The organism is Cupriavidus sp. BIS7 (genome assembly GCF_000292345.1).
Lineage (GTDB): Bacteria > Pseudomonadota > Gammaproteobacteria > Burkholderiales > Burkholderiaceae > Cupriavidus.
Genome location: NZ_ALOU01000036.1, coordinates 1 through 23,974 on the forward strand (window position 1 = coordinate 1; position 23,974 = coordinate 23,974).

The 23,974-nt window shown below is 65.3% G+C and carries 18 protein-coding genes; 6 read left to right on the forward strand and 12 right to left on the reverse strand.

All coding sequences use genetic code 11. The annotated features are described in order from the left end of the window. Nucleotides 1–141 precede the first annotated feature (141 nt). Both B552_RS0113040 and B552_RS0113045 read right to left on the reverse strand, forming a co-directional pair. Nucleotides 142–1,425 (reverse strand): ATP-binding protein, encoded by a 1,284-nt coding sequence (locus B552_RS0113040; protein ID WP_019449467.1) that lies wholly within the window; start codon nucleotides 1,423–1,425, stop codon nucleotides 142–144. Continuing rightward, complete coding sequence (locus tag B552_RS0113045) at nucleotides 1,422–2,156, reverse strand: response regulator (protein WP_019449468.1); 735 nt, start codon at nucleotides 2,154–2,156, stop codon at nucleotides 1,422–1,424. The genes B552_RS0113040 and B552_RS0113045 overlap by 4 nt, the downstream gene beginning before the upstream one ends. Nucleotides 2,157–2,440: 284 nt before the next feature. On the opposite strand from B552_RS0113045, the gene B552_RS0113050 reads away from it, so the two are divergent. Genes B552_RS0113050 through B552_RS0113065 form a run of 4 tightly spaced genes read left to right on the forward strand, consistent with a single transcriptional unit; the run spans nucleotide 2,441 to nucleotide 11,867 of the window. Continuing rightward, nucleotides 2,441–3,889: an MdtA/MuxA family multidrug efflux RND transporter periplasmic adaptor subunit gene (locus tag B552_RS0113050; RefSeq protein ID WP_019449469.1), complete on the forward strand. Its 1,449-nt coding sequence runs from the start codon at nucleotides 2,441–2,443 to the stop codon at nucleotides 3,887–3,889. A gap of 21 nt (nucleotides 3,890–3,910) precedes the next feature. Further along, complete coding sequence (locus tag B552_RS0113055; protein ID WP_019449470.1) at nucleotides 3,911–7,066, forward strand: MdtB/MuxB family multidrug efflux RND transporter permease subunit; 3,156 nt, start codon at nucleotides 3,911–3,913, stop codon at nucleotides 7,064–7,066. Next, the gene (locus B552_RS0113060; protein ID WP_019449471.1) at nucleotides 7,066–10,371 is read left to right on the forward strand and encodes an efflux RND transporter permease subunit; all 3,306 of its coding nucleotides are present in this window, start codon (nucleotides 7,066–7,068) and stop codon (nucleotides 10,369–10,371) included. The genes B552_RS0113055 and B552_RS0113060 overlap by 1 nt, the downstream gene beginning before the upstream one ends. A gap of 14 nt (nucleotides 10,372–10,385) precedes the next feature. After that, nucleotides 10,386–11,867: an efflux transporter outer membrane subunit gene (locus tag B552_RS0113065; protein ID WP_019449472.1), complete on the forward strand. Its 1,482-nt coding sequence runs from the start codon at nucleotides 10,386–10,388 to the stop codon at nucleotides 11,865–11,867. A 56-nt stretch (nucleotides 11,868–11,923) separates the two neighbouring features. On the opposite strand, the gene B552_RS0113070 is transcribed toward B552_RS0113065, so the two are convergent. The 3 genes from B552_RS0113070 to B552_RS0113080 all read right to left on the reverse strand — a co-directional run bounded on the left by B552_RS0113070 (nucleotide 11,924) and on the right by B552_RS0113080 (nucleotide 13,594). Further along, a complete protein-coding gene (locus B552_RS0113070) occupies nucleotides 11,924–12,316 on the reverse strand; it encodes a hypothetical protein (RefSeq protein WP_019449473.1) in 393 nt (130 codons plus the stop codon). Beyond that, nucleotides 12,309–12,545 carry a DUF2164 family protein gene (locus B552_RS0113075; RefSeq protein WP_019449474.1) on the reverse strand — a complete coding sequence of 79 codons (237 nt, stop codon included), beginning with the start codon at nucleotides 12,543–12,545 and terminating at the stop codon, nucleotides 12,309–12,311. The genes B552_RS0113070 and B552_RS0113075 overlap by 8 nt, the downstream gene beginning before the upstream one ends. A 149-nt stretch (nucleotides 12,546–12,694) precedes the next feature. After that, complete coding sequence (locus B552_RS0113080) at nucleotides 12,695–13,594, reverse strand: LysR family transcriptional regulator (RefSeq protein ID WP_019449475.1); 900 nt, start codon at nucleotides 13,592–13,594, stop codon at nucleotides 12,695–12,697. Between the two features lie 262 nt (nucleotides 13,595–13,856). Between B552_RS0113080 and B552_RS0113085 the strand changes: the two genes are divergently transcribed. Both B552_RS0113085 and dacB read left to right on the forward strand, forming a co-directional pair. Beyond that, entirely contained in the window at nucleotides 13,857–14,327 is a 471-nt protein-coding gene (locus B552_RS0113085) for a PACE efflux transporter (protein WP_019449476.1), read from the forward strand. A 99-nt stretch (nucleotides 14,328–14,426) separates the two neighbouring features. After that, nucleotides 14,427–15,992, forward strand: a complete 1,566-nt coding sequence (dacB, locus tag B552_RS0113090) for a D-alanyl-D-alanine carboxypeptidase/D-alanyl-D-alanine-endopeptidase (protein ID WP_019449477.1) — start codon at nucleotides 14,427–14,429, stop codon at nucleotides 15,990–15,992. 129 nt (nucleotides 15,993–16,121) lie between these two features. On the opposite strand, the gene B552_RS0113095 is transcribed toward dacB, so the two are convergent. The 7 genes from B552_RS0113095 to B552_RS0113125 all read right to left on the reverse strand — a co-directional run bounded on the left by B552_RS0113095 (nucleotide 16,122) and on the right by B552_RS0113125 (nucleotide 23,966). After that, nucleotides 16,122–17,114 carry an L-threonylcarbamoyladenylate synthase gene (locus B552_RS0113095; RefSeq protein ID WP_026035614.1) on the reverse strand — a complete coding sequence of 331 codons (993 nt, stop codon included), beginning with the start codon at nucleotides 17,112–17,114 and terminating at the stop codon, nucleotides 16,122–16,124. 15 nt (nucleotides 17,115–17,129) lie between these two features. Then, nucleotides 17,130–18,374 (reverse strand): 5-(carboxyamino)imidazole ribonucleotide synthase, encoded by a 1,245-nt coding sequence (locus B552_RS0113100; protein ID WP_019449479.1) that lies wholly within the window; start codon nucleotides 18,372–18,374, stop codon nucleotides 17,130–17,132. 39 nt (nucleotides 18,375–18,413) lie between these two features. Then, a complete protein-coding gene (purE, locus tag B552_RS0113105) occupies nucleotides 18,414–18,911 on the reverse strand; it encodes a 5-(carboxyamino)imidazole ribonucleotide mutase (RefSeq protein WP_019449480.1) in 498 nt (165 codons plus the stop codon). Between the two features lie 19 nt (nucleotides 18,912–18,930). After that, nucleotides 18,931–19,839, reverse strand: a complete 909-nt coding sequence (locus B552_RS0113110; protein ID WP_026035615.1) for a phosphoribosylaminoimidazolesuccinocarboxamide synthase — start codon at nucleotides 19,837–19,839, stop codon at nucleotides 18,931–18,933. 102 nt (nucleotides 19,840–19,941) lie between these two features. Continuing rightward, complete coding sequence (fba, locus tag B552_RS0113115) at nucleotides 19,942–21,006, reverse strand: class II fructose-bisphosphate aldolase (RefSeq protein ID WP_019449482.1); 1,065 nt, start codon at nucleotides 21,004–21,006, stop codon at nucleotides 19,942–19,944. 248 nt (nucleotides 21,007–21,254) lie between these two features. After that, entirely contained in the window at nucleotides 21,255–22,694 is a 1,440-nt protein-coding gene (pyk, locus tag B552_RS0113120) for a pyruvate kinase (RefSeq protein ID WP_026035616.1), read from the reverse strand. Between the two features lie 75 nt (nucleotides 22,695–22,769). Further along, nucleotides 22,770–23,966, reverse strand: a complete 1,197-nt coding sequence (locus tag B552_RS0113125) for a phosphoglycerate kinase (RefSeq protein WP_019449484.1) — start codon at nucleotides 23,964–23,966, stop codon at nucleotides 22,770–22,772. Between the last annotated feature and the right edge of the window lie 8 nt (nucleotides 23,967–23,974).

Genomic DNA, 23,974 nt, shown 5'->3' on the forward strand with positions numbered 1-23,974 from the left:
CTCCCCTCTCCCACTTGTGGGAGAGGGGCGGGGGAGAGGGCAAGCGAGTCAAGTTGGGACGTGTCGCAATTTGAACCTCGGTACCCTCTCCCCCAACCCCTCTCCCGCACAGCGGGAGAGGGGAGCAAGAACAGAAGGCAACTAAGCTGCCTGCGCCATTGCCGTGAAGGGGAACACCATCTCCACGCGCAGGCCGCCTTCCTCGCGGTTGGTGATCGACAGGCGTCCGCCGGCCTGCCGCACGAGCCGATCCACGATCGCCAGTCCCAGTCCCGAATGTGCGTTGCCGCCGCGCGCCGGATCGAGCCGCACGAATGGCATCGTCACGCGGTCGATCGCTTCGTCCGGAATTCCCGGTCCCTGGTCCTCTACCGTCAGCCGCCAGCCTTCCTGCGTGCGCGCAGTCGCCACATAGACCGGAGGCTGGCCATAGGCGTAGGCATTGTCGACGAGATTGCCGACGATGCGGTCCAGCTGCGTCGCGATCATGCGGAAGCCGTCGCCGGCACTCAGTTCCAGTACCACAAGCCTGTCCTGTTCGTGCAGCGACGCAGCCAGTTCGCCGATGCGCTTGTCCACTGGAACCGGCCGCGCGGTCGGCTCGCTGCTTTGCGCGAACGTCAGGAATTGCTCGACGATTGCGGACATCGATTCGACATCACGCGTTACCCCTGCGGCCGCCTTCGGGTCGGACAGCATTTCCGCGCGCAGGCGCAGCCGTGCCAGGGGTGTCTTGAGATCGTGGGCGATGCCGGCCAGCATCGTATTGCGCTCGTGGTCGATGCGCACAAGGTCCGCCACCATGCGGTTGAATCGTACGATCAACTGGCGCAGCTCGTGCGGCCCGCGTTCGCGCAGCGGCGAGACAAGCTGCTGGCGCGACAGCTTTTCGGCCGCCTCGGCCATGTCGCGCACCGGGCGCTGGATCTGCCACGCAATCAGCAGCGCAAAAATGATTGCTATGCCCACCACCAGCACCACACCCGGCACCAGCCGGTTATCGGGCGGCGGGTTGTGGACGAACAGGATCGGCATGGCGATCCAGCGGCTGCGCTTGGGCAGCTTGATCCACAGGCGCGGCGTGGTCGAGTCGTCCTCGAGCCGCACCTCGGTGCCCGGCGGCAGGCGCCGCGTGAACTGCTCAACCAGCCGGCGCGGACGCGTGCTCTTCGGCGCGGTCGCATGTTCGTCGGCAGTGGCGGTATCGGCCACTTCCACCAGGCTCGGCAGCGCCAGCGGCGGGTTCGCGTCAAGCGCACGCTGGATACTGTCGAGCTGGAACATCATCTGCTCGACCGAATAGTCGATCTGCTGCTGGCGCCGATCCATGCGAAGGATGGCCAGCCAGGAGAAATGGCTGATCACAAGCACGGCCGCAATCAGCAGCGCCATGCGGCCAAACAGGGTGTCGATGCGAAGCTTCATTGCGGAATGCTGTCCTCGGCCTCATCGGGCACAAAGGTGTAGCCGCGGCCACGTACGGTCTGGATATAGCGCGGGCGTTGGGCGTCCTCGTCAAGCAGGCGGCGCAGGCGCCAGATCTGCACGTCGATGCCGCGGTCGCTGATGCCGTTGGCGGTGCCATACATCAGCTCGACAATACGTTCACGCGACAGCACTTCCAGCGGGTGCGACAGCAGCAGCTTGAGCAGCGCGAATTCGGTATCGCTGATCGAAACAGCCTGGCCACTGCGCTCCAGCGAGCGCTGGCGGAAATTCACGCGGAACGGGCCGAACACCACGGATTCGCGGTCCTCGGGCGCCGCCGCAGGCCGGGCCAGCTTGCGGCGCAGCACGGCATTGATCCGCGCCAGCAGCTCACGCGGCGAAAACGGCTTGCCGAGGTAATCGTCGGCACCGATTTCCAGCCCGACGATGCGGTCGATCTCGTCGCTGCGCGCGGTCAGCAGGATCACGGGGATATCGTCATTCTTCGCGCGCAGGTTGCGCAGCGCGGTCAGGCCGTCGACCTTCGGCATCATCAGGTCAAGCACGATCAACGACGGGCGTTCGCGCTCGAGGCGGGCCTGCAGGCCGTCGCCATCATGCAGCACGGATACAGCGAACCCCTGGGACGTCAGGTATTCGCGCAGCAGGTCGCGCAGTTCGGGGTCGTCATCGACGACGAGGATCTGGGTGGGCTGGTTAGTACGCATAGGCACATGATAGTCAGGGCAGGCATGCGGCTTTGCAAATGGCCCAAACCGTTTTGTTTCCGGAGGTTACACCCATGCCGCTGGTAATCCGCTGTAATAAAAGCCGGATGCCGCGAAACACGTGGGATGGCGGCTCCACATTATGCTTCAGCCCATCCCCTCTGATGGCGGGGCACCCTGCCCGTGCGATGCGGCATACTGCTGCAACTTCGCCGTCACATAGCTAGTGCGAATACCGTTGGCACGCACCTCCTTTTCGTCGTGCCGCTCCCAGGATTCCGGTCATGTCCAACCCACAACAAGGTCAACCCACCCCTCCCAATCCGCCTGCTCCGCGCGGCGGGAATGACAGGTCGCACCGCCGCACCTGGATTGTTGCCGCCATCGTCATCGTGCTCGCGGGCGCCGGCTGGTACTGGCACGGCCACCGCAAGGCCGCCCGGGAAGCCAGCGCCGCAAGCGCCGGCGCGGCCAGTAGCGCGGCGGGGATGGGCGCGGGCCGACGCGGGCCCGGTGGCGCAAGTGGCGCTGGCGGCCCGGGAGGCCCAGGCGCACAGCAGCGCTCGCCGGTGGTGGTCAACACGGTGACGCGGCGCAACATGGACGTCGTACTGAACGGACTGGGCAATGTGACGCCGGTGGCCAACGTCACCGTGCGCGTGCAGGTCTCGGGCCCGCTGCTCAAGGTGCTCTTCAAGGAAGGCCAGATGGTCAAGGCCGGCGACGTGCTGGCGGAAATCGATCCCCGCCCGTTCCAGGCCACGCTCGATCAGGCCGTTGGCCAGCTTGCGCGCGACCAGGCGCTGCTGCAGAACGCGCGGCTGGACCAGAAACGCTACAAGACGCTGCTGGCGCAGGACTCGATCTCCAGCCAGCAGGTTGATACGCAGGACGCGCTGGTGCGCCAGTACGAAGGCACGGTCAAGACGGACCAGGGCAACGTCGACAACGCACGGTTGCAGCTTGGCTACACGCGCATCGTGGCACCGGTGTCAGGCCGCATCGGCTTGCGCCAGGTCGATCCTGGCAATATCGTCAACACCACCGACACCAACGGCATTGCGCTGATCACGCAGATCCAGCCGATTGCTGTGCTCTATACGATTCCCGAGGACAACCTGCCGTCCGTGCTCAAGAAGCTCAACGCCGGCGAGAAGCTCCCGGTGCAGGCCTGGGATCGCCAGATGCGCAACCAGATCGGTGACGGTACGCTGCTGACCACGGACAACCAGATCGACACCACCACGGGCACCGTCAAGCTCAAGGCAATCTTCCCGAACACGGACGGCCTGCTGTTCCCGAACCAGTTCGTCAACGTGCGCACGCGCATCGATACGCTCGAGAACGCTGTCGTGATGCCAATTGCCGCGATCCAGCGTGGCCAGCAAGGCACGTTCGTCTATGTGGTTGGCGATGACAGCAAGGTCAAGGTGCAGGTGGTCACGCTCGGACCGGGCGACGGCAGCCACACCGCGGTGCTCAAGGGCCTGGAGCCCGGCCAGCGCGTGGTGGTGGATGGCGCGGACCGTCTGAAGGAAGGCATGACAGTGGAGGCGGTGGACCCGGCCGCACGGGCCGCCGCGCTGACGCCGGCAAGCTCGCCGCGTGGCCGCGGTCGTCGTGGCGGTGCCAGTGGCGCGCATGCAGCCAGCGGCGCACACGGCGCGGGTGCGAGCGCAGCCGCGGCCGCAGGCGCAGGCGCAGGCGCAGGCCAGCAGCGGCCGCAGCAGTAACGCGAGAAGTCGAGGAGCAGCATGAATCCCTCACGCATCTTTATCGAGCGGCCGGTAGCCACGGCGCTGCTGATGGTGGCCATCCTGCTGTCGGGGCTGGTTGCGTTCCGGCTGCTGCCACTCTCGGCCCTGCCCGAGGTCGACTACCCGACCATCCAGGTCACCACGCTCTACCCCGGCGCCAGCCCGGACGTGATGACCTCGTCGATCACCGCGCCGCTCGAGCGCCAGTTCGGCCAGATGCCGGGCCTCAAGCAGATGTCGTCGTCGTCGTCGGGCGGCGCTTCGGTGATCACGCTGCAGTTCGAGTTGACGCTGTCGCTGGACGTGGCCGAACAGGAAGTGCAGGCCGCCATCAATGCGGGCAGCAACCTGCTGCCGGCTGACCTGCCGATGCCGCCGATCTACAGCAAGGTCAACCCGGCCGATGCGCCGATCATGACGCTGGCGATGATGTCCGACACGCTGCCGCTGCCCAAGCTGCAGGACATGGTCGATACGCGCGTGGCAGCGAAGATCTCGCAGATCCAGGGCGTGGGCCTTGTCACGATCAGCGGCGGCCAGCGCCCCGCGGTACGCATACAGGCCAACCCCACTGCACTGGCCAACCTTGGCATGTCGATCGACGACCTGCGCACGGCCATCGGCAATGCCAACGTCAACGGCGCGAAGGGCAGTTTCGACGGCCCGGCGCGCGCCTCGACGATCGACGCCAACGACCAGCTCAAGTCGGCCGACGAGTACAAGCAGATCATCATCGGCTACCAGAACGGCGCACCGATCCGCATCACGGACGTGGCCGACATCGTCGACGCCGCGGAGAACAGCCGCCTGGCCGCCTGGGCCAACGCCAGGCCCGCCATCGTGCTGAACATCCAGCGCCAGCCCGGTGCCAACGTCATCGAGGTGATGGATCGCATCAAGACGCTGCTGCCACAGTTGCAGGCTTCGCTGCCGGCGTCGGTGCACGTGCAGCAACTGACCGACCGCACCACGACGATCCGCGCCTCCGTCGAGGACGTCGAGTTCGAACTGCTGCTGGCCGTCGCGCTGGTGGTGATGGTGATCTTCATCTTCCTGCGCAACCTGTCGGCCACGATCATTCCGGGCGTGGCCGTGCCGCTGTCGCTGGTCGGCACGTTCGGTGTGATGTACCTGGCCGGTTTCTCGATCAACAACCTCACGCTGATGGCGCTGACGATCGCCACGGGCTTCGTCGTTGACGACGCCATCGTGATGATCGAGAACATCATGCGCTACATCGAGGAAGGCGACCCGCCGATGGAGGCGGCGCTCAAGGGCTCGAAGCAGATCGGCTTCACGATCATTTCGCTGACGTTCTCGCTGGTGGCGGTGCTGATTCCGCTGCTGTTCATGGGCGATGTGGTGGGCCGGCTGTTCCGAGAATTCGCGATCACGCTGGCGGTGTCGATCCTGATCTCCGCCGTGGTGTCGCTGACGCTGACGCCGATGATGTGCGCGCGCCTGCTGCGCCACGTGCCGGAGAGCGAGCAGTCGCGCTTCCATATCACCACGGGCCGCTTCTTCGACTACGTCATCGACCGCTACGGCCGCGCGCTGAACTGGGTGCTCGAGCGCCAGACGGCCACGCTGCTGGTTGCGGTGGGCACGCTGGTGCTGACAGTGCTGCTCTATGTACTGGTGCCGAAGGGCTTCTTCCCGGTCCAGGACACGGGCATGATCCAGGCGATCACCGAGGCCGCGCAGACCAGCTCGTTCCAGTCGATGGGCCGCAAGCAGGAGGCCGTGCAGAAGGTCATCCTCGAAGACCCGGCCGTGGCCAGTGTGTCGTCGTTCATCGGTGTCGACGGCACCAACACGACGATCAACGCGGGCCGCATGCTGATCAACCTGAAGCCGAAGGGCGAGCGCGACCCGATGGATGTGGTGACGCAGCGGCTGCAGAACTCGGTGCAGAACCTTGGCGGCGTGGCGCTGTACATGCAGCCGGTGCAGGACCTGACGATCGAGGATCGCGTGGCGCGCACGCAGTACCAGTTCACGGTGGAAGACCCAGACCCGGCCGTGCTGGCGGAGTGGGTGCCGAAACTGGTCGAGCGGCTCAAGCAGGAACCCGAGATGCGCGACGTGGCCAGCGACCAGCAGAACAACGGCCTGCGCGCGTTCGTGGAGATCGACCGCGACGCCGCCGCGCGCTTCGGCATCACGACGGCGGTGATCGACAGCGCGCTGTACAGCGCATTCGGCCAGCGCCTGGTGTCCACGATCTTCACGCAGTCGAACCAGTACCGCGTAGTGCTGGAAACGATGCCGCAGTTCCGCACAAGTCCGGAGTCGTTGTCCGAACTTCGCCTGCCTTCGTCGTCGGGTGGCCAGGTGCCGCTCGGTTCGGTTGCGCATATCTCGGAGCGTACCGGCCCGCTCGTGATCAACCACCAGGGCCAGTTCCCGTCGGCGACGATCTCGTTCAACCTGGCGCCCGGTGAATCGCTTGGCGCGGCCGTCGACAAGATCACCAAGGTCGAGAACGAACTCGGCCTGCCGATCTCGATGGCCACCGAGTTCCAGGGCGCCGCGCTGGCGTTCCGTGCATCGCTTTCCAATACGCTCTGGCTGATCCTGGCCGCCGTGATCACGATGTACATCGTGCTCGGCGTGCTGTACGAAAGCACGATCCACCCGGTAACGATCCTGTCGACGCTGCCGTCTGCCGGCGTTGGCGCGCTGCTGGCGCTGTTGGTATCCGGCCAGGAAATCGGCATCATCGCGATCATCGGCATCATCCTGCTGATCGGTATCGTCAAGAAGAACGCCATCATGATGATCGACTTCGCGCTGGAGGCCGAACGCGATGGCGGCATGGCGCCGCGTGATGCGATCTTCCAGGCCTGTCTGCTGCGTTTCCGCCCGATCCTGATGACCACGATGGCCGCATTGCTGGCGGCACTGCCGATGATGCTTGGCACGGGTATCGGTTCCGAACTGCGCCGTCCGCTCGGTATCACGATGGTGGGCGGCCTGCTGGTCAGCCAGGTGCTGACACTGTTCACCACGCCGGTCATCTACCTGGCGTTCGACAGTGTGGCCGTGCGCCTCAAGGCCTGGCGCCGACGCCGCTTTGGCGACCCTGACGAGGGTGGCGATAGCGGAGACGACGGCCAGCACGCACCGCGTCCGCAGGAGCCAAACGTCTGATGAACCTGTCGGCCACATTCATCCATCGCCCGGTTGCCACCGCACTGCTGACCATCGGCATCCTGCTGGCGGGCATCGCGGCGTTCCGGCTGCTGCCGGTTTCGCCGCTGCCGCAGGTGGACTTCCCCACGATCTCGGTCACGGCAACGCTGCCGGGCGCCAGCCCCGAGACGATGGCCGCCACCGTGGCCACGCCGCTCGAGCGCGCGCTGGGGACGATCGCCGGCGTGACCGAGATCACGTCGACCAGTTCGCTCGGTTCCACGCGCGTGACGATGCAGTTCGACCTGTCGCGCAATATCGATGGCGCGGCGCGTGACGTGCAGGCAGCAATCAATGCCTCGCGCGCCACGCTGCCCACGAGCCTGCCGAACAATCCGACCTATCGCAAGGTCAACCCGGCCGACGCGCCGATCATGATCATCGGCCTGACCTCGCAGACGATGACGCGCGGCCAGCTTTACGATGCGGCATCGACGATCCTGGCGCAGAAGCTCTCGCAGGTGGATGGCGTCGGCCAGGTCACGATCGGCGGTTCCTCGCTGCCGGCCGTGCGCGTGGAGCTGAATCCCACGGCGCTGAACAAGTACGGCATCTCGCTGGAGGATGTGCGCAACACGATCAGCGCCACCAACGCCAACCGGCCGCTTGGCGTGCTGGAGAACAGCAACAACGCGTGGCAGGTCTATGCGAACGACCAGGCGATGGCGGCCAAGGACTACATGCCGCTGATCATTCGCTACGCCACACCGGGTACCTATTCGTCGGCTTCGGCCGGTGCGCTGATCGCCAGCACGGCCAATGCCGCAGCCGGCGGCAACGTGAGCACGAAGACCGTCAACGGCGTCACGACCACGACGATCACCACCAGCAGCGGCACCACCACCATCACCACCGGCGCCACGGGCGGCAGCACCGGCAACAAGGGACCGAACGGCTTCGCCGTGCCGATCCGGCTGCAGGACGTGGCCAATGTGACCGATTCGGTGCAGGACATCCGCAACGCCGGATCGGCCAATGGCAAGCCGTCCGTGCTGCTGGTGCTGAACCGCTCGCCCGGCGCCAACATCATCGAGACCGTCGACCGCGTCAACGACATCCTGCCGCAACTGCGCAAGATGATCCCCGGGGCGATCTCGATGGACGTGATGATGGATCGCACGCCGACCATCCGCGCCTCGCTGCGCGAGGTGGAACGCACGCTGATCATCTCCGTGGCGCTGGTGGTCATGGTGGTGTTCCTGTTCCTGCGCAACGTGCGCGCCACGCTGATTCCGAGCGTGGCGGTGCCGGTGTCGCTGGTCGGCACGTTCTCGGTGATGTACCTGGCCGGGTTCTCGCTGAACAACCTGTCGCTGATGGCGCTGACAATTGCCACGGGCTTCGTGGTCGACGATGCGATCGTGGTGCTGGAGAACATCTCGCGCCATATCGAGGAAGGCATGAAGCCGCTGGCCGCCGCGCTGCGTGGCGCACGCGAGGTGGGCTTTACGGTGTTGTCGATGAGCCTCTCGCTGATTGCCGTGTTCATCCCGCTGCTGCTGATGGGCGGCATCGTGGGCCGCCTGTTCCAGGAGTTCGCGATCACGCTTTCGGTTGCCATCATGGTGTCGCTGGTGGTGTCGCTGACCACCACGCCGATGATGTGCGCGCGGCTGCTGCGCCCGGTGTCCGAGCATTCGCCGGGCCGTTTCCATCACGCCACCGAACGCGTCTTTACATGGATGCAGCGGAGCTATGCGCGCACGCTGGACGTTGCGCTGCGCCGCAGCGCACTGGTCTGGGTCGTGCTGCTGGCAACCATCGTGCTCAACGGCTACCTGTACGTGATCGTGCCAAAGGGCTTCTTCCCGCAGCAGGACACGGGGCGGTTGATCGGCTTTATCCGCGCGGACCAGGCCACGTCGTTCCAGGCGATGACCACCAAGCTCGACAACTTTATCCGGATCGTGCAATCCGATCCGGCCGTGGTCAACGTGGTGGGCTTCACGGGCGGCACGCAGCGCAACACCGGCATGATGTTCGTCACATTGAAATCGCTGTCCGAACGCAGTGAATCGGCCGACGGCGTGATTGCGCGGTTGCGCGGCAAGCTTGCCAAGGAGCCGGGCGCGAGCCTGTTCCTGCAGTCCGTGCAGGACATCCGCGTTGGCGGACGGCAGAGCAGTTCGCAGTACCAGTTCACGCTGCAATCCGATGACCTGGACGTGCTGCGCGAGTGGGAGCCCAAGGTGCGCGCGGCAATCTCGAACATCAAGGGCATCGAGGACGTAGACACCGACACCAACGACAAGGGCCTGCAGACCACGGTGACCATCGACCGCGACACGGCGTCGAAGCTTGGCGTCACCGCGCAGCAGATCGACGCGATCCTTAACGATGCGTTCGGCCAGCGCCTGGTTTCAACGATCTACCACCCGCTCAACCAGTACCGCGTGGTGATGGAACTGAGCCCTGAGTATCTGCAGGGTCCGCATGCGCTGCAGGACATCTACGTGGTGGTCGGCGGCGGCAAGCGCGTACCGCTCTCGGCATTCACACACGTGACGCCGACCAGCACGCCGCTTGGCGTGAACCACCAGGGCCAGTTCGCCGCATCGACGATCTCGTTCAACCTGGCCGAAGGGTACTCGCTGTCGCAGGCCACCGACGCGATCAAGGGCGCATTGGCCCGCATCGGCGCGCCCGAGACCCTGCAGGCCAACTTCGCCGGTGGCGCCAAGGCATTCCAGGACTCGCTCAAGAGCCAGCCGATCCTGATCCTGGCGGCAATCATCACGATCTACATCGTGCTGGGCATTCTCTATGAGAGCTACGTGCACCCGCTGACGATCCTGTCCACGCTGCCATCGGCGGGCGTGGGCGCGCTGCTGGCGCTGCTGCTGTTCAAGACGGAGTTCAGCATCATTGCGCTGATCGGCGTGATCCTGCTGATCGGTATCGTGAAGAAGAACGCGATCATGATGATCGACTTCGCGATCGATGCCGAGCGGCGCGACGGCCTGAGCCCGCGCGAAGCGATCCACCGCGCCTGCCTGCTGCGCTTCCGCCCGATCATGATGACGACGATGGCCGCGATGCTGGGTGCGATTCCGCTGGCGCTGGGTCATGGCGACGGCGCCGAGCTGCGCGCGCCGCTGGGTATCTCGATCGTCGGCGGCCTGCTTGTCAGCCAGTTGCTGACGCTGTACACCACGCCGGTGGTTTATCTCACGCTGGACCGCTGGCGTCTGAAGGTCAAGGCGTGGCGCGCACGCCGCCGCGGCCAGGAAGGTGGCGACGCCACGCCGCACCTCGAACACTGATAAAGGCGATTGCCATGTATCGAAGCTCTTTCTCGTTCACTGTCATCGCGCTGGTTTGCGCGCTGCTGGCCGGGTGTGCGGTCGGCCCCGACTACAAGCGCCCCGACGCGCCCGTGCCGAAGGCGTTCAAGGAAACCGCGGCAGATATGCCCGCATGGACCGGTGACTGGAAGACCGCCGAGCCACAGGATGTGATGGGACGCGCCGACTGGTGGCGCGTGTTCAACGATCCGGTGCTGGACGAGCTGATGCCGCAGGTCAAGGTCTCGAACCAGAACATCAAGGCAGCCGAGGCGCAATATCGCCAGGCCACCGCATCGCTGGCCGCGGCACGCGCGGGCTACTTCCCCACGCTCAACGCCAACGCCGGTGTGTCGCGCGGCGGATCGTCGACGTCGTCCAGCGGCAGCCACATCATCAACGGCCAGAACCTGACGTTGTCCGCCAGCTGGGAGATCGACGTCTGGGGCCGCGTTCGCCGTCAGGTGGAAAGCGCCCAGGCCGGCGCACAGGCAAGCGAGGCCGACCTCGCCTCGGCGCTGCTGTCGACACAGGCCACGCTTGCGCAAAGCTACTTCCTGCTGCGCGTGGCTGATGCCCAGCGCGCGCTGCTGGACCGCACCGTGGCCGACTACGCGAAGTCGCTGCAGCTTGTTCAGAACCAGTACCAGGTGGGCACCGCGCAGCGGTCTGACGTGCTGCAATCGGAAACGCAGCTCAAGTCCGCCCAGGCGCAGCAACTCGATATCCAGATCACGCGCGCGCAGCTGGAGCACGCGATAGCGGTGCTGGTTGGCAGGCCGCCAGCGGACCTGAACGTGGTTACCGTCGACAACCGCGACGCGATTCCCAAGGTGCCGGTGGCCGTGCCGTCGGAACTGCTGGAACGTCGCCCCGACATTTCGGCAGCGGAACGCCGCATGGCATCGGCCAACGCCAATATCGGCGTGGCGGAGGCTGCCTACTACCCGACGCTTACGCTGTCGGCCACTGGCGGCCTGACGGCCAGCACGCTGGCACGCTGGCTGTCGCTGCCCGATCGCGTCTGGTCACTCGGCGCGGGCCTGGCCGGCACCATATTCGATGGCGGCCTGCGCAGCGCCAACAAGGCGATCGCCGTGGCATCGTACGACCAGACCGTGGCGAACTATCGCCAGACGGTGCTGACCGCTTTCCAGGAAGTCGAGGACAACCTTGCCGCAGCACGCGTGCTGGAACAGGAATCGGCCGTTCAGGGCGATGCGCTGCGATCCGCGCGCGAAGCACTCTCGCTAGTCAACAACCGCTACAAGGCTGGCACCGCCGCATTGCTGGACGTGCTGACAGCCCAGACCGCCGCCTATACGGCGGAGAACACCACGCTGACGATCATGGGCCGCCAGTACACGGCTTCCATCACGCTGATCAAGGCGCTGGGCGGGGGGTGGCATGGGCAGGATGTGGAGGTGGGGAAAGCGGAGGGAGCACCGGCAAGCGCGGGGGCGACGCCGCAGTAACGCCACCTCGCCGTCGGCCTCGTTGGAGTCGGGTCGCACATAGGACCGCGCCACGGCTACTTTTCGGCGGCCCCGCTTTTGTCCCGAAGGTAAAGCGACGCGATGCGCCAGCTGCCTTCGGTGGATATCCAGAATTCAGAGAAATCGCAGTTGCTGATCTGTCGGCCATTTCGGCTGGAGACGAAGGATCCCACAACGGTCGCCCATGACTCACGCTCCAGCGTTCTATGGACGGATTGCGTGAAGCTGAAGTCGCCGGTCCGACCACCAGGAAACTTCTGCCGGCTTCGCTCAAGATACGCGATCTGCTCAGCCTTCGATACCAGCGTTGGACCGTCCACGACGACAAAGCATGGTGCTTCCAGATATTCCAGCCAGCCCGCGTCTCCATTGAGGTATGCATCCAGCCATACCTCTCTGATGCTCGCCAGCGAATACTTCCTACTCATCCTGCAACAAGAAATCGAACTGCTCCGAGACATCGGCCAGCTTTCGATCAACAACCCGTTTCGCGTCGAATATGGCCTCGTTATAGGCTTGTGCGCGGATCATCTTGTATAGCTTCTCGGCAAACGGCACGACCTCCATATTGCCGACCGACACGCCCAGCTCGCTATCCAACAAGTCTCGAATTTTCGAGGAGAAGCGGATCAGATCGAATTTCTCGCTGCTTGTCATCGGCACGTCTCCTCTAGCATGAATATCGGTAGGCGCCACATGCTATCGAACCTTGCCAGCACATCGTTTGATGCGGGTCACCGGCGACGATGGCCGCTAGGCCAAATTCGAACGATGGCCTCGCGATCGTGGAAATGGTTGGCCGTTGCCTACCGCCCCTCAGGCACCGGCAACGGCTGCTGACTGACCCGTTCCCGCAGCCATGTGGCCGCTTTCCCCAGCGGGCGCTGCTTGTGCCAGACCAGTTCCATCGCCACGGGCCAGTCCTGGTCCTGGAAGGTCAGTTGTGGCGATACCAGCCCGGCGGCGGCTGGTGAGTTGGCCGCCACGTGCCACGGCACGAAGGCCCAGCCGAGCTTGCGCTTGACCAGTTCGACGATCACCCACTGGCTTTCCACCCACCAGACCTCTGCTGCCACGCGCAGCCGTTTCTTTTCCTCGCTGTCGCTGCGCGTGGCCACCATCAGTTGGCGGTAGCGCTTTAGTTCCTCGAAGTCCACACGCGGCTGCGCAGCCAGCGGATGGTCGGGCGCGCAGATGATCGGCATTGGCACCCAGCCGAGCGCGTGGAATCCCAGTTCGGGCGGCAGCACTTCCTGGCGCCACATGATGCCGAGGTCCGCTGACTGGCTCAGCACGAGGCGGCTCACGTCCTCCATCAGCGGGAACAGCAGTTCAAGCTCGACCGAGGGGAAGCGTTGCGAGAATTCGTCGAGCAGCACGCCGAGCGTTTCTTCCGGATAGAGTTCGTCGACGGCCAGCGTCAGGCGTGATTCGACGCCCTCCCCCAGGCTCTTGGCCACGCCGCGAAAGTGCTCGCAGCGCTCCAGGATCACACGCGCTTCGACAAGCAGCCGCTCGCCAGCCGGCGTCAGCACGGGATAGCGGGCGCTGCGGTCGAACAGCGCGTTGCCGAGGTCGATTTCGAGATTGGCAACGGCTGCGCTGACAACGGATTGGGCCTTGCCGAGCTGGCGGGCTGCCGCGGAGAACGATCCGGTTTCGGCGGCGGCGGCAAACGCTTGCAACTGGTCGATGGACAGGCTCATGGCGTGGGTCTCGCGTTGGGTGGCTCCCCTCTCCCACGCGTGGGAGAAGGGTTGGGGGAGAGGGCAGGCGGGTCAGGCAAAGTGACGCCGCCACGCAAAACAACCGCTGGCCCTCTCCCCCGCCCCTCTCCCGCAGGCTGGAGAAGGGAGAGAACCATAGGGAACTCAATCCCCCTCCTATCGGAATAACCGATACTACCCAACTTGCGATTAGCTGTCCTGCCGATAGAATGCGCTCCATCGTTTGACAAAGGAGAGCTTCATGCGCACCACCGCAGACCGGATCCGTCACACCGTCGGTTTCGAGCTGATCGGGCTGCTGATCTTCGCGCCACTTGCCAGCCTGGTATTCGGCTTTGCGCTGCACCAGATGGGCCTGGTGGGCGCCGTCGCGTCACTGATCGCGGCGGTCTGGAACTATGTCTACAACATCATTTTCGATCGCTCGATGCTGCGCTTCACGGGCCAGCTCAAGAAATCGGTGCCGATCCGCGTGCTGCACGCGATCCTGTTCGAAGGCGGCCTGCTGATCGTGTTCCTGCCGTCGGTGGCGTGGTATCTGAACATCAGCCTGATCGACGCCTTCATCATGGACATCGCCGTGGCCGGCTTCTATATGGTCTATGCGCTGATCTACAACTGGATCTACGACTGGGTCTTCCCGATCCCGGGCACCAGGTCGACGCAGGCTCGCCAATCGACTGATTCGGTCGATTGCCAGTCGGCCAGCTAGCAGTGACCGGCCGTGCGGCGCACGGTCGACCTCACCAGCGAATTGCGGCCCGAAACGGCTGCATTCGCGTCATCCGGCGGGCATGGACCATGCGTTAACATGCTCGCCATGTCCATTCGCCTCTCCCTGCTCCGCCGCAGCCTGCCTTCCGTCATCACGGCGGCCATGCTGCTCGCACTCGGCCTGTCCGGAGCCCAGGCCAAGTCCGCCAAGTCCATTAAAACCGCCCAGGCCGGCAAACCCACCGTACAGCGTGTCAGCGCGGAAGCCGCCGACCCGGCCGCCGCGCGCACGGGCCTGCCCACGGCGGTCACAGCGGCCTTGCGCCGTGCGCACGTGCCGCTGTCGGCCGCAAGCTTCTATGTGATCAAGGTTGGCGCCCCGCAGGCGCGCGTGAGCTGGAATGCGCAAACGCCGATGAATCCAGCGTCGACGATGAAGCTCGTCACCACGTTTGCGGGCCTGCAGCTGCTTGGGCCCGACTACCGCTGGCTGACCTCGCTCTACGCGGACGGCCAGCCCGGCCCAGACGGCGTGATCAACGGCAACGTCTATCTGCGCGGGCGTGGCGATCCGAAGCTGGTGCCCGAGGAAATGGCCAAGCTCGTGGCCACGGCCCGCTCGACTGGCGCCACGGCCATCAACGGTGACCTGGTGCTTGACCGCAGCTTCTTCTCGGACAGCCTGGACGGCAATTTCTCGATCGATGGTGAATCGCAGCGCGCCTACAACGTCAATCCCGATGCGCTGCTCTATGCGTTCAAGACGCTCTCGTTCACGATTACGCCCGACGCCGCCGGCCGCAGCGTAGACGTGGCCGTCACGCCGGCGCTGGCGCAGTTGCGTGTGGATAATCGCCTGACGCTGGCCAATGGCCGTTGCGGCGACTGGCGCACGCGCGCCACGCCGAACATCATGCCGCAGCCCGACGGCACCATCGTCGCCGCGTTTGACGGCAGCTACGCGGCCGATTGCGGCGAGCACGTGGTGAACCTGGCCACGCTGTCGCACAGCGACTTCATCTGGGGTGGCTTTGTCGCCGAATGGCAGCAGGCCGGCGGCCGCTTCGTGCGTCCACCGGGGCTGCGCAGCGGCACCGTGCCGCGCGGCGCATTCCTGCTGGCGCGGCACTATGGGCAGCCGCTCGGCGATATCGTGCGCGACATCAACAAGTTCTCGAACAACGTGATGGCGCGCCAGCTCTTCCTGACGATCGGCGCGGAGATTGATCGCAGCGGCCCGGCCAGTACCGAGAAATCGTCGCGCGTGATCAAGCGCTGGCTGGCACGCCAGGGCCTGGACATGCCGGACCTGGTGCTGGAAAACGGTTCGGGCCTGTCACGTGACGAACGGATCAGCGCCTATGACATGGCGCGGTTGCTGCAACAGGCAGTGGCCAGCGATGTAGGACCGGCGCTGATCGATTCCCTGCCGATCCTCGGCGTGGACGGCACGCTACGCAACCGCCTGACGCGCGCCAATGCGGCCGGCAACGCCTACCTGAAGACGGGCACGCTGCAGGACGTGCGCGCACTGGCCGGCTATGTCGATGCACTCAATGGCCAGCGCTATGTGGTGGTGGCGTATATCAATCACCCCAACGCATCGGCCGCGCAGGAAGCGCACGATGCGTTGATGCAGTGGGTGTACAAGGGCGCGCCTTGATCTTCTGCGGGGTGGGGATTTGATGCGCTGCCCCTGGAGAACACCAAGGGCATATCAAACGCTGCGGGTCTGCTCCCCTCTCCCGCCTTGCGGGAGAGGGGCCGGGGGAGAGGGTTCAGCCGTGAATCTTCAGGAATCCTCGAACGCAGCCGCAGCCCTTCCCAGGCGGTCCCGCACGCCATCCCACTCCAGGCTCTCAGGCACCGGCTCGAACACCAGCCGCTGGAATCCTTCCTTGTCGAGCCGGCGCAGCAGCCGGTACAGCTCATGGGCATAGGCATCTGGCGTTGCCGGTGCCTCGACGAACCTGCAACGTGAATCAGTAGTGGCCGGAGTGCGGCCCACCCACGCGAGCGTGCCATCGGCAGGCAGCGCATGCAGGTACTGCGGCAATGCATCGGCAGGCGCCAGCGTCAGCGTGGTGCGCGGCGCGTAGTGGGCCTTGAGCGTGCCCGATGCACGCGGCGCGGCTGCGTCCGGCGGCAGCGGCATCGTGCCGAGCACGTCAGCCATCATCGCCGCGGTAATCGCGCCGGGGCGCAGCAGCACAGGTCCGGCAGTATCGAGACGTGACAAATCGACGATCGACGATTCGATCCCCACATCGACACCATCGCCCTCCAGCACATAGACCGATCCACCAAACTCGTCGCGCACATGCTCGGCCGTGGTCGGGCTGACCTGGCCGAACTTGTTCGCCGACGGCGCCGCAATGCCGCCACGGCCACGACGGAAGCGCGACAGCAGCGCCTGGGCCACCGGATGCGACGGGCAGCGAAGGCCGATGCTGTCCTGCCCGCCGGCTACGGCGGCTGGAATATGCGCGGCGCGCTTCAGGATGATCGTGAGCGGGCCGGGCCAGAACGCGTCGATCAGCTTCTGCGCGGCCTCGGGGACTTCATCGCTCCAGTAGCCAACATCGGCGCCATCGACCAGATGAACGATCACCGGATGGTTCGACGGACGGCCCTTGGCGGCGAAGATACGCGCCACGGCTTCGGGGTTCTCGGCGTCAGCACCGAGACCGTAGACGGTCTCGGTCGGAAACGCCACCAGCTCGCCAGCTTCGAGCAGACGAACGGCTTCATCAAGCTCGGCGGCGGTGGGCATGCGTGAGGACATTGCAACCACCCGATGTCAGAGCGGAATATGCAGCGCCCTGGCGGCGGCGTCGAACGCGTGTGCGGCGCCTTCGGCGTGCTCGCCCACACAGTTCACGTGGCCCATCTTGCGCGACGGCCGCGCGTCGTTCTTGCCATACAGATGCAGCTTGGCACCGGGCTGGATCAGCACTTCGTTCCAGGCCGGCGTACGTTCGAGGCCGAATTCGAACCAGCAGTCGCCCAGCAGGTTCAGCATCTTGCCCGCCGAGTGCTGACGTGTGCTGCCCAGCGGCAGGCGCGCCATCGCGCGGACCTGCTGCTCGAACTGGCTCGTCTCGCAGGCATCCATCGTGATGTGCCCCGAGTTGTGCGGGCGCGGCGCCATTTCGTTGGCTACCAGCGTGCCGTCGGTCAGCACGAAGAACTCGATGCACAGCACGCCGACGTAGCCCATTTCCGAGGCAATCGTCGCGGCGGCTGCGCGTGCGCGGTCGGCGATGTCATCAGACACGCTTGTCGACGGCATCGTCGTCGAGAACAGGATGCCGTCGCGGTGCACGTTCTCGGCCAGCGGCCAGGTGGCGGTGGTGCCGTTGGCCGCACGCGCGGCCAGCACCGAAACTTCATACGCCAGCGGCAGCATGCGCTCAAGCACGCATGGCACGTGCTGCATTGCCTTCCAGGCAGCGCGCACGTCCTCGCGCGTCTTCACACGCGCCTGACCCTTGCCGTCATACCCCATGCGCGCGGTCTTCAGGATGCCGGGCAGTACCTCGTCCGGAAGCTGGTCGACATCGGCATCATGCTGGATCACCCAGTGCGGGGCGGGCGGCACGCCGGTACGCTCCGCGCAGGCCGCGAAGAACTTCTTTTCGCCGATACGGTTCTGCGCAATCGACACGCAGTAGCCGCGCGGCGCCACGAACACGCCGGCCTCTTCCAGACGCTCCAGCGAGATCGACGGCACGTTCTCGAATTCGGTGCTCACGGCCTCGCACAGGCTGGACAACTCGGCCAGCGCCGCATCATCGGTAAAGGCGGCACAGATATGGCGATCGGCCACGTTGCCGGCCGGGCTGTCCTGGTCCGGGTCGAGCACGCACACGCGGTAGCCCATCGACTGCGCCGCGTGCGTGAACATGCGGCCAAGCTGGCCGCCGCCGAGCATGCCGAGCCACGCGCCGGGCTGAATCGGCGAGCTAGGGCTGTCCACGCCGAACTCGGCGCGCGATTCCGGCGTGTGCGCTTCGGACAGGTAGGGATGGATATCGGTCGGCATGGCTTGGGGCCTGAAGGCTACGGTGGAACTTGAATCAGTTTATACGGGCAGCGTCATCGCGCGCGCGGCTTCGGTCTGCTTGGCGCGGAACGCTTCCAGCGCGCTGGCCAGCGCGTCATCGGTGGTGGCCAGCGTGGCGATGGCATGCAGCGCGGCGTTGGCGGCACCGGCCTCGCCAATGGCGAACGTGGCCACCGGCACGCCCTTGGGCATCTGCACGATCGACAGCAGCGAATCCTCGCCGCGCAGGTACTTCGACGGCACCGGCACGCCAAACACGGGCACGATGGTCTTGGCGGCGATCATGCCCGGCAGGTGGGCGGCACCGCCGGCACCGGCGATGATCGCGCGGATGCCACGGCTGCGCGCCGACTCGGCATAACGGAACATGTCGTCGGCCATGCGGTGCGCGGACACCACCTGGGCCTCGAACGGCACGTTGAAATCCTTGAGCATGGCCACGGCGTGCTGCATTACGTCCCAGTCGGAACTGCTGCCCATCACCACGCCCACCACCGGCTTTGCTGCGTTGCTCATGTCTGTTCTTCCTCGCGCCTTATTGCAGTTGCTCGCCGGTCAGGCGGGTCAGCGCTTCCTTGTACTTGTCGGCGGTCTTCTGCACCACGTCCTCGGGCAGCTGCGGCGCCGGCGCGGTCTTCGGCCACGGCTTGCCGTCGATGCGCACGGCTTCGAGCCAGTCACGCACGAACTGCTTGTCGAACGACGGCGGGTTGGTGCCCACCTGGTACGAATCGGCGGGCCAGAAGCGCGACGAATCGGCGGTCAGCACTTCATCCATCAGCGTCAGCGTGCCGTTCTCGTCCAGGCCGAACTCGAACTTGGTGTCGGCGATGATGATGCCGCGCGTGGCCGCGTAATCGGCCGCTTCCTTGTACAGGCGGATCGAGATGTCACGCATCTTCTCGGCCAGCTCCTTGCCGATGCGCTGCTCGACTTCGTCGAACGAGATGTTCTCGTCGTGCTCGCCCATCTCGGCCTTGGCGGCCGGCGTGAAGATCGGCTCGGGCAGCTTCTGCGCGTTCTGCAGGCCGGCCGGCAGCGCAATGCCGCACACCTTGCCCGTTGCCTGGTAATCCTTCCAGCCGCTGCCAGCCAGGTAGCCGCGCACCACCGCTTCCACCAGGATCGGCTTCAGGCGCTTGACCACCACGGCGCGCCCCTTCACCTGGGCGACTTCGTTCGGCGCCACCACGCTCTCGGCGGTCACGCCGGTCTCATGGTTCGGCACGATATGCGCGAGCTTCTTGAACCAGAAATTCGCCATCTGGTTCAGCACGCGGCCCTTGGCCGGAATCGGCTCGCCCATGATCACGTCGAAGGCCGACAGGCGATCGGTGGTCACGATCAGCAGCTTGTCTTCGCCAACGGCGTAGTTGTCGCGGACCTTGCCTTTGCCGAGCAGCGGCAGGGACTGGATGGAGGATTCGTAGAGGGCGTCGGACATGGTGATAAAGCGGCAGCGGCTGAAAAACAAGCGGGGCTTCGAGCGCGATGCGAAGCCCCATGAACAAGCAATGCCCCGCACCGGGCGGGGCAACGACACAATTTACTGCACGACCTGGGCGAGCTTGCCGGCCTTGTACTGACCAGCGATGTCGACCAGCGACACCGACTTGATCTTGCTGGCCTGGCCTTCGCAGCCGAAGGCGATGTAACGGGCCTTGCACACCTGCTTGGCGGCTTCGCGGGCCGGCTTCAGGTACTCGCGCGGGTCGAACTTGCTCGGGTTCTCCACGAAGAAGCGGCGGATCGCGCCGGTCATCGCCAGACGGATGTCGGTGTCGATGTTGATCTTGCGCACGCCGTACTTGATGGCTTCCTGGATTTCTTCCACGGGCACGCCATACGTTTCCTTCATGTCGCCACCGAACTTGCGGATCTCTTCCAGCAGTTCCTGCGGCACCGACGACGAACCGTGCATCACCAGGTGCGTGTTCGGGATACGGGCGTGGATTTCCTTGATGCGGTTGATCGCCAGGATGTCGCCGGTGGGCTTGCGCGTGAACTTGTACGCGCCGTGCGAAGTGCCGATGGCGATGGCCAGTGCGTCGAGCTGGGTGGCCTTGACGAAGTCGGCGGCCTGCTCCGGATCGGTCAGCAGCATCGAGTGGTCGAGCTTGCCAACGGCGCCGATGCCGTCTTCCTCACCGGCTTCGCCGGTTTCCAGCGAGCCCAGGCAGCCCAGTTCGCCTTCCACGGTCACGCCGACCGCGTGGGACAGTTGCACGACCTTGCGGGTCACGTCGATGTTGTACTCGTAGTCCGACGGGGTCTTGCCGTCTTCCTTGAGCGAGCCATCCATCATCACCGACGAGAAGCCCAGGTCGATCGCGGCCTGGCAGATCGCCGGCGACTGGCCGTGGTCCTGGTGCATGACCACCGGGATGTGCGGATAGGCTTCCACGGCGGCTTCGATCAGGTGGCGCAGGAAGTGCTCGCCCGCGTATTTGCGCGCGCCAGCCGAGGCTTGCATGATCACCGGAGCATTGACCTCGTCGGCGGCCTGCATGATGGCCTGCACCTGTTCGAGGTTGTTCACGTTGAAGGCCGGCAGACCGTAGTTGTTCTCGGCGGCATGGTCCAGTAGCTGGCGCATGGATACGAGTGGCATGTCTAACTCCTGAATAAAGAAATCTTTTGGGGTATCGGTGTTCTTGTCGATGCGAGCCGTGAGACGCTATAAAAACGAAGCGAAGCGGTTCTGGCTAGGGTGTAGCAGGGGTTTCGGCTCGCATGCGAGCCGCCTGCGTAACAACATGTGCCTGCCAGCACATGTGCGCCCTGCAAGGGTGCGACCGCAGACAGTACAAGTGGTACGGCAAGGTCGCGCAACGACGCCAGAATCGTTTTTATAGCGTCTCATCTGGTGCCTACCCTCACAATTTTCAGCGTGTTCGTGCCGCCCGGCTGGCCCATCGGCTCGCCGATCGTCAGCACGATGAAATCGCCACGCTGCACCACGCCTTGCGCCAGCAGCAGTTCTTCGGCCTGCTCCAGCGCCACATCGCGATCGGTGCTCGAGTGCAGCGGCAGCGGTATCACGTTGCGATAGAGCTGCATCTTGCGCTGCGAGGCCAGGTTCGGCGTCATCGCGTAGATCGGCACATGAATGCGGTGACGGCTCATCCACAGCGCCGTGGCGCCGGAATCGGTCAGCGCCGCAATCGCCTTGACTCCTAGATGATAGGCGGTGAACAGCGCACCCATCGCGATCGACTGGTCGATCCGCGCGAACGTCTGGTTCAGGAAGTCGGTGTCCAGTTGCACCACTTCCGACTTCTCCGCCTCCAGGCAGATCGCGGCCATCGCCTCCACCGTCTCCACCGGATAGCGCCCGGCGGCGGTTTCGGCCGATGTCATCACCGCGTCGGTGCCGTCCAGCACCGCGTTGGCCACGTCGGACACTTCCGCGCGCGTCGGCACCGGATTGACGATCATGCTTTCCATCATCTGCGTGGCGGTGATGGTCAGCTTGTTGGCTTCGCGCGCGAGCCTGATCATGCGCTTCTGCAGCGCGGGCACGGCGGCGTTGCCGACTTCCACGGCCAGGTCGCCACGCGCGACCATGATGCCGTCGGACGCCTGCAGGATTTCCTCGAGCACACCCGGGCGGATCGCCTCGGCGCGCTCGATCTTGGCGATCATGCGCGCCTTGTGGTTGTGCTGCTGGCCCGCCACGTTGGCAAGCTGGCGCGCCATTTCCATGTCGGTGGCGTTCTTCGGGAAGCTCACCGCGACGTAGTCCGCGCCCAGCGCCATGGCGGTCTTGATGTCCTCCATGTCCTTGGCGGTCAGCGCCGGCGCCGACAGGCCGCCGCCCTGGCGGTTGATGCCCTTGTTGTTGGACAGGTCACCGCCCACGCGCACCGTGGTGAATATCTCGGTGCCAAGCACGCGATCCACCACCAGCACGATCAGGCCGTCGTTGAGCAGCAGCAGGTCGCCCGGGCCCACGTCGCGCGGCAGGTCCTTGTAGTCCAGGCCCGCGCGCTCCTGGTTGCCCATCTGGCAGGCCGAATCCAGGATGAATGCGTCGCCCGGCGCAAGCGTGATCTTGCCGTGCTCGAACTTGCCCACGCGGATCTTGGGGCCCTGCAGGTCGGCCATGATGGCCACCTCGCGCCCGCAGGCCGCTGCCGCCTCGCGCACCATGGCGGCGCGATCGATATGGTCCTGCGCGGTGCCGTGGGAGAAGTTCAGGCGCACCACGTCGACCCCTGCCGCGATCATGCGGGTCAGCACGTCCAGCGTGCTGGATGCGGGGCCAATCGTGGCGACGATCTTCGTGGAGCGTGTCATGCGGGCGGCTTCCATGGGTCGGGGGCGTTTCAGTTCGGACCGAACGGGGACACCCCGCACCGGCCCGGCAAGTCGTCAGCCGGCGGCGCGCTGTTCCAGCACTTCGAATGCGGGCAGCTTCTTGCCTTCCAGGAATTCCAGGAACGCACCGCCACCGGTCGAGATGTAGCCGATGCGATCGGCAATGCCGTACTTGGCGATGGCGGCCAGCGTGTCGCCGCCACCGGCGATGGAGAATGCCTTGGACGAGGCAATGGCTTCGGCCAGCACCTTGGTGCCGTTGCCGAACTGGTCGAATTCGAACACGCCGACCGGGCCGTTCCAGACGATGGTGCCGGCGGCCTTGAGCTGGTCAGCCAGCATGGCGGCGGTCTTCGGGCCGATGTCGAGAATCATGTCGTCGTCGGCCACGTCCTTGACGTCCTTGACCGTTGCGGCGGCCGAGGCGCTGAATTCCTTGGCGCAGACCACGTCCACGGGGATCGGCACCGATGCGCCGCGGGCGGCCATGATGTCGATGATCGCCTTGGCATCGCCAACGAGATCGGCTTCGGCCAGCGACTTGCCGATCTTCAGGCCGGCGGCCAGCATGAACGTGTTGGCGATGCCGCCGCCAACGACGAGGTTGTCCACCTTGTCGGCCAGCGACTTCAGGATGGTCAGCTTGGTCGACACCTTCGAACCGGCGACGATGGCCACCAGCGGGCGGGCCGGCTGGCCCAGCGCGCGGCCCAGCGCATCGATCTCGGCGGCCAGCAGCGGGCCCGCGCAGGCGACCGGCGCAAACTTGGCGATGCCGTGGGTGGTGGCTTCGGCGCGGTGGGCGGTGCCGAACGCGTCATTGACATAGACGTCGCAGAACTTGGCCATCTTCTGGGCCAGCTCGTCGCTGTTTTTCTTCTCGCCCTTGTTCACGCGGCAGTTTTCCAGCAGCACGACCTGGCCGGGCGCCACTTGCACGCCGTCGACCCAGTTCTGCACCAGCTGGACAGGCTTGCCGAGCAGTTCCGACAGCCGCGCGGCGATCGGAGCCAGCGAATCCTCGGGCTTGAATTCGCCCTCGGTCGGGCGGCCCAGGTGCGACGTCACCATCACGGCCGCGCCGGCGTCCAGGCAGGCCTGGATGGCCGGTACCGAGGCGCGGATACGGGTGTCTTCGGTGATGTTGCCTGCGTCGTCCTGCGGCACGTTCAGATCGGCGCGGATGAACACACGTTTGCCGGAGATGTTGCCTTGGGAAATGAGATCGGTAAGACGCAGGACAGAGGTCATGGCGGTAA

Coding starts and splice junctions, on each gene's coding strand:
- dacB (WP_019449477.1), top strand. CDS start 14,427: ATGCTCGCCATGTCCATTCGCCTCTCCCTGCTCCGCCGCAGCCTGCCT.
- B552_RS0113050 (WP_019449469.1), top strand. CDS start 2,441: ATGTCCAACCCACAACAAGGTCAACCCACCCCTCCCAATCCGCCTGCT.
- B552_RS0113095 (WP_026035614.1), bottom strand. CDS start 17,114: ATGTCCTCACGCATGCCCACCGCCGCCGAGCTTGATGAAGCCGTTCGT.
- purE (WP_019449480.1), bottom strand. CDS start 18,911: ATGAGCAACGCAGCAAAGCCGGTGGTGGGCGTGGTGATGGGCAGCAGT.
- fba (WP_019449482.1), bottom strand. CDS start 21,006: ATGCCACTCGTATCCATGCGCCAGCTACTGGACCATGCCGCCGAGAAC.
- B552_RS0113075 (WP_019449474.1), bottom strand. CDS start 12,545: ATGACAAGCAGCGAGAAATTCGATCTGATCCGCTTCTCCTCGAAAATT.
- B552_RS0113085 (WP_019449476.1), top strand. CDS start 13,857: ATGCGCACCACCGCAGACCGGATCCGTCACACCGTCGGTTTCGAGCTG.
- B552_RS0113125 (WP_019449484.1), bottom strand. CDS start 23,966: ATGACCTCTGTCCTGCGTCTTACCGATCTCATTTCCCAAGGCAACATC.
- B552_RS0113110 (WP_026035615.1), bottom strand. CDS start 19,839: ATGTCCGACGCCCTCTACGAATCCTCCATCCAGTCCCTGCCGCTGCTC.
- B552_RS0113055 (WP_019449470.1), top strand. CDS start 3,911: ATGAATCCCTCACGCATCTTTATCGAGCGGCCGGTAGCCACGGCGCTG.
- B552_RS0113070 (WP_019449473.1), bottom strand. CDS start 12,316: ATGAGTAGGAAGTATTCGCTGGCGAGCATCAGAGAGGTATGGCTGGAT.
- B552_RS0113100 (WP_019449479.1), bottom strand. CDS start 18,374: ATGCCGACCGATATCCATCCCTACCTGTCCGAAGCGCACACGCCGGAA.
- B552_RS0113045 (WP_019449468.1), bottom strand. CDS start 2,156: ATGCGTACTAACCAGCCCACCCAGATCCTCGTCGTCGATGACGACCCC.
- B552_RS0113065 (WP_019449472.1), top strand. CDS start 10,386: ATGTATCGAAGCTCTTTCTCGTTCACTGTCATCGCGCTGGTTTGCGCG.
- B552_RS0113040 (WP_019449467.1), bottom strand. CDS start 1,425: ATGAAGCTTCGCATCGACACCCTGTTTGGCCGCATGGCGCTGCTGATT.
- B552_RS0113060 (WP_019449471.1), top strand. CDS start 7,066: ATGAACCTGTCGGCCACATTCATCCATCGCCCGGTTGCCACCGCACTG.
- B552_RS0113080 (WP_019449475.1), bottom strand. CDS start 13,594: ATGAGCCTGTCCATCGACCAGTTGCAAGCGTTTGCCGCCGCCGCCGAA.
- pyk (WP_026035616.1), bottom strand. CDS start 22,694: ATGACACGCTCCACGAAGATCGTCGCCACGATTGGCCCCGCATCCAGC.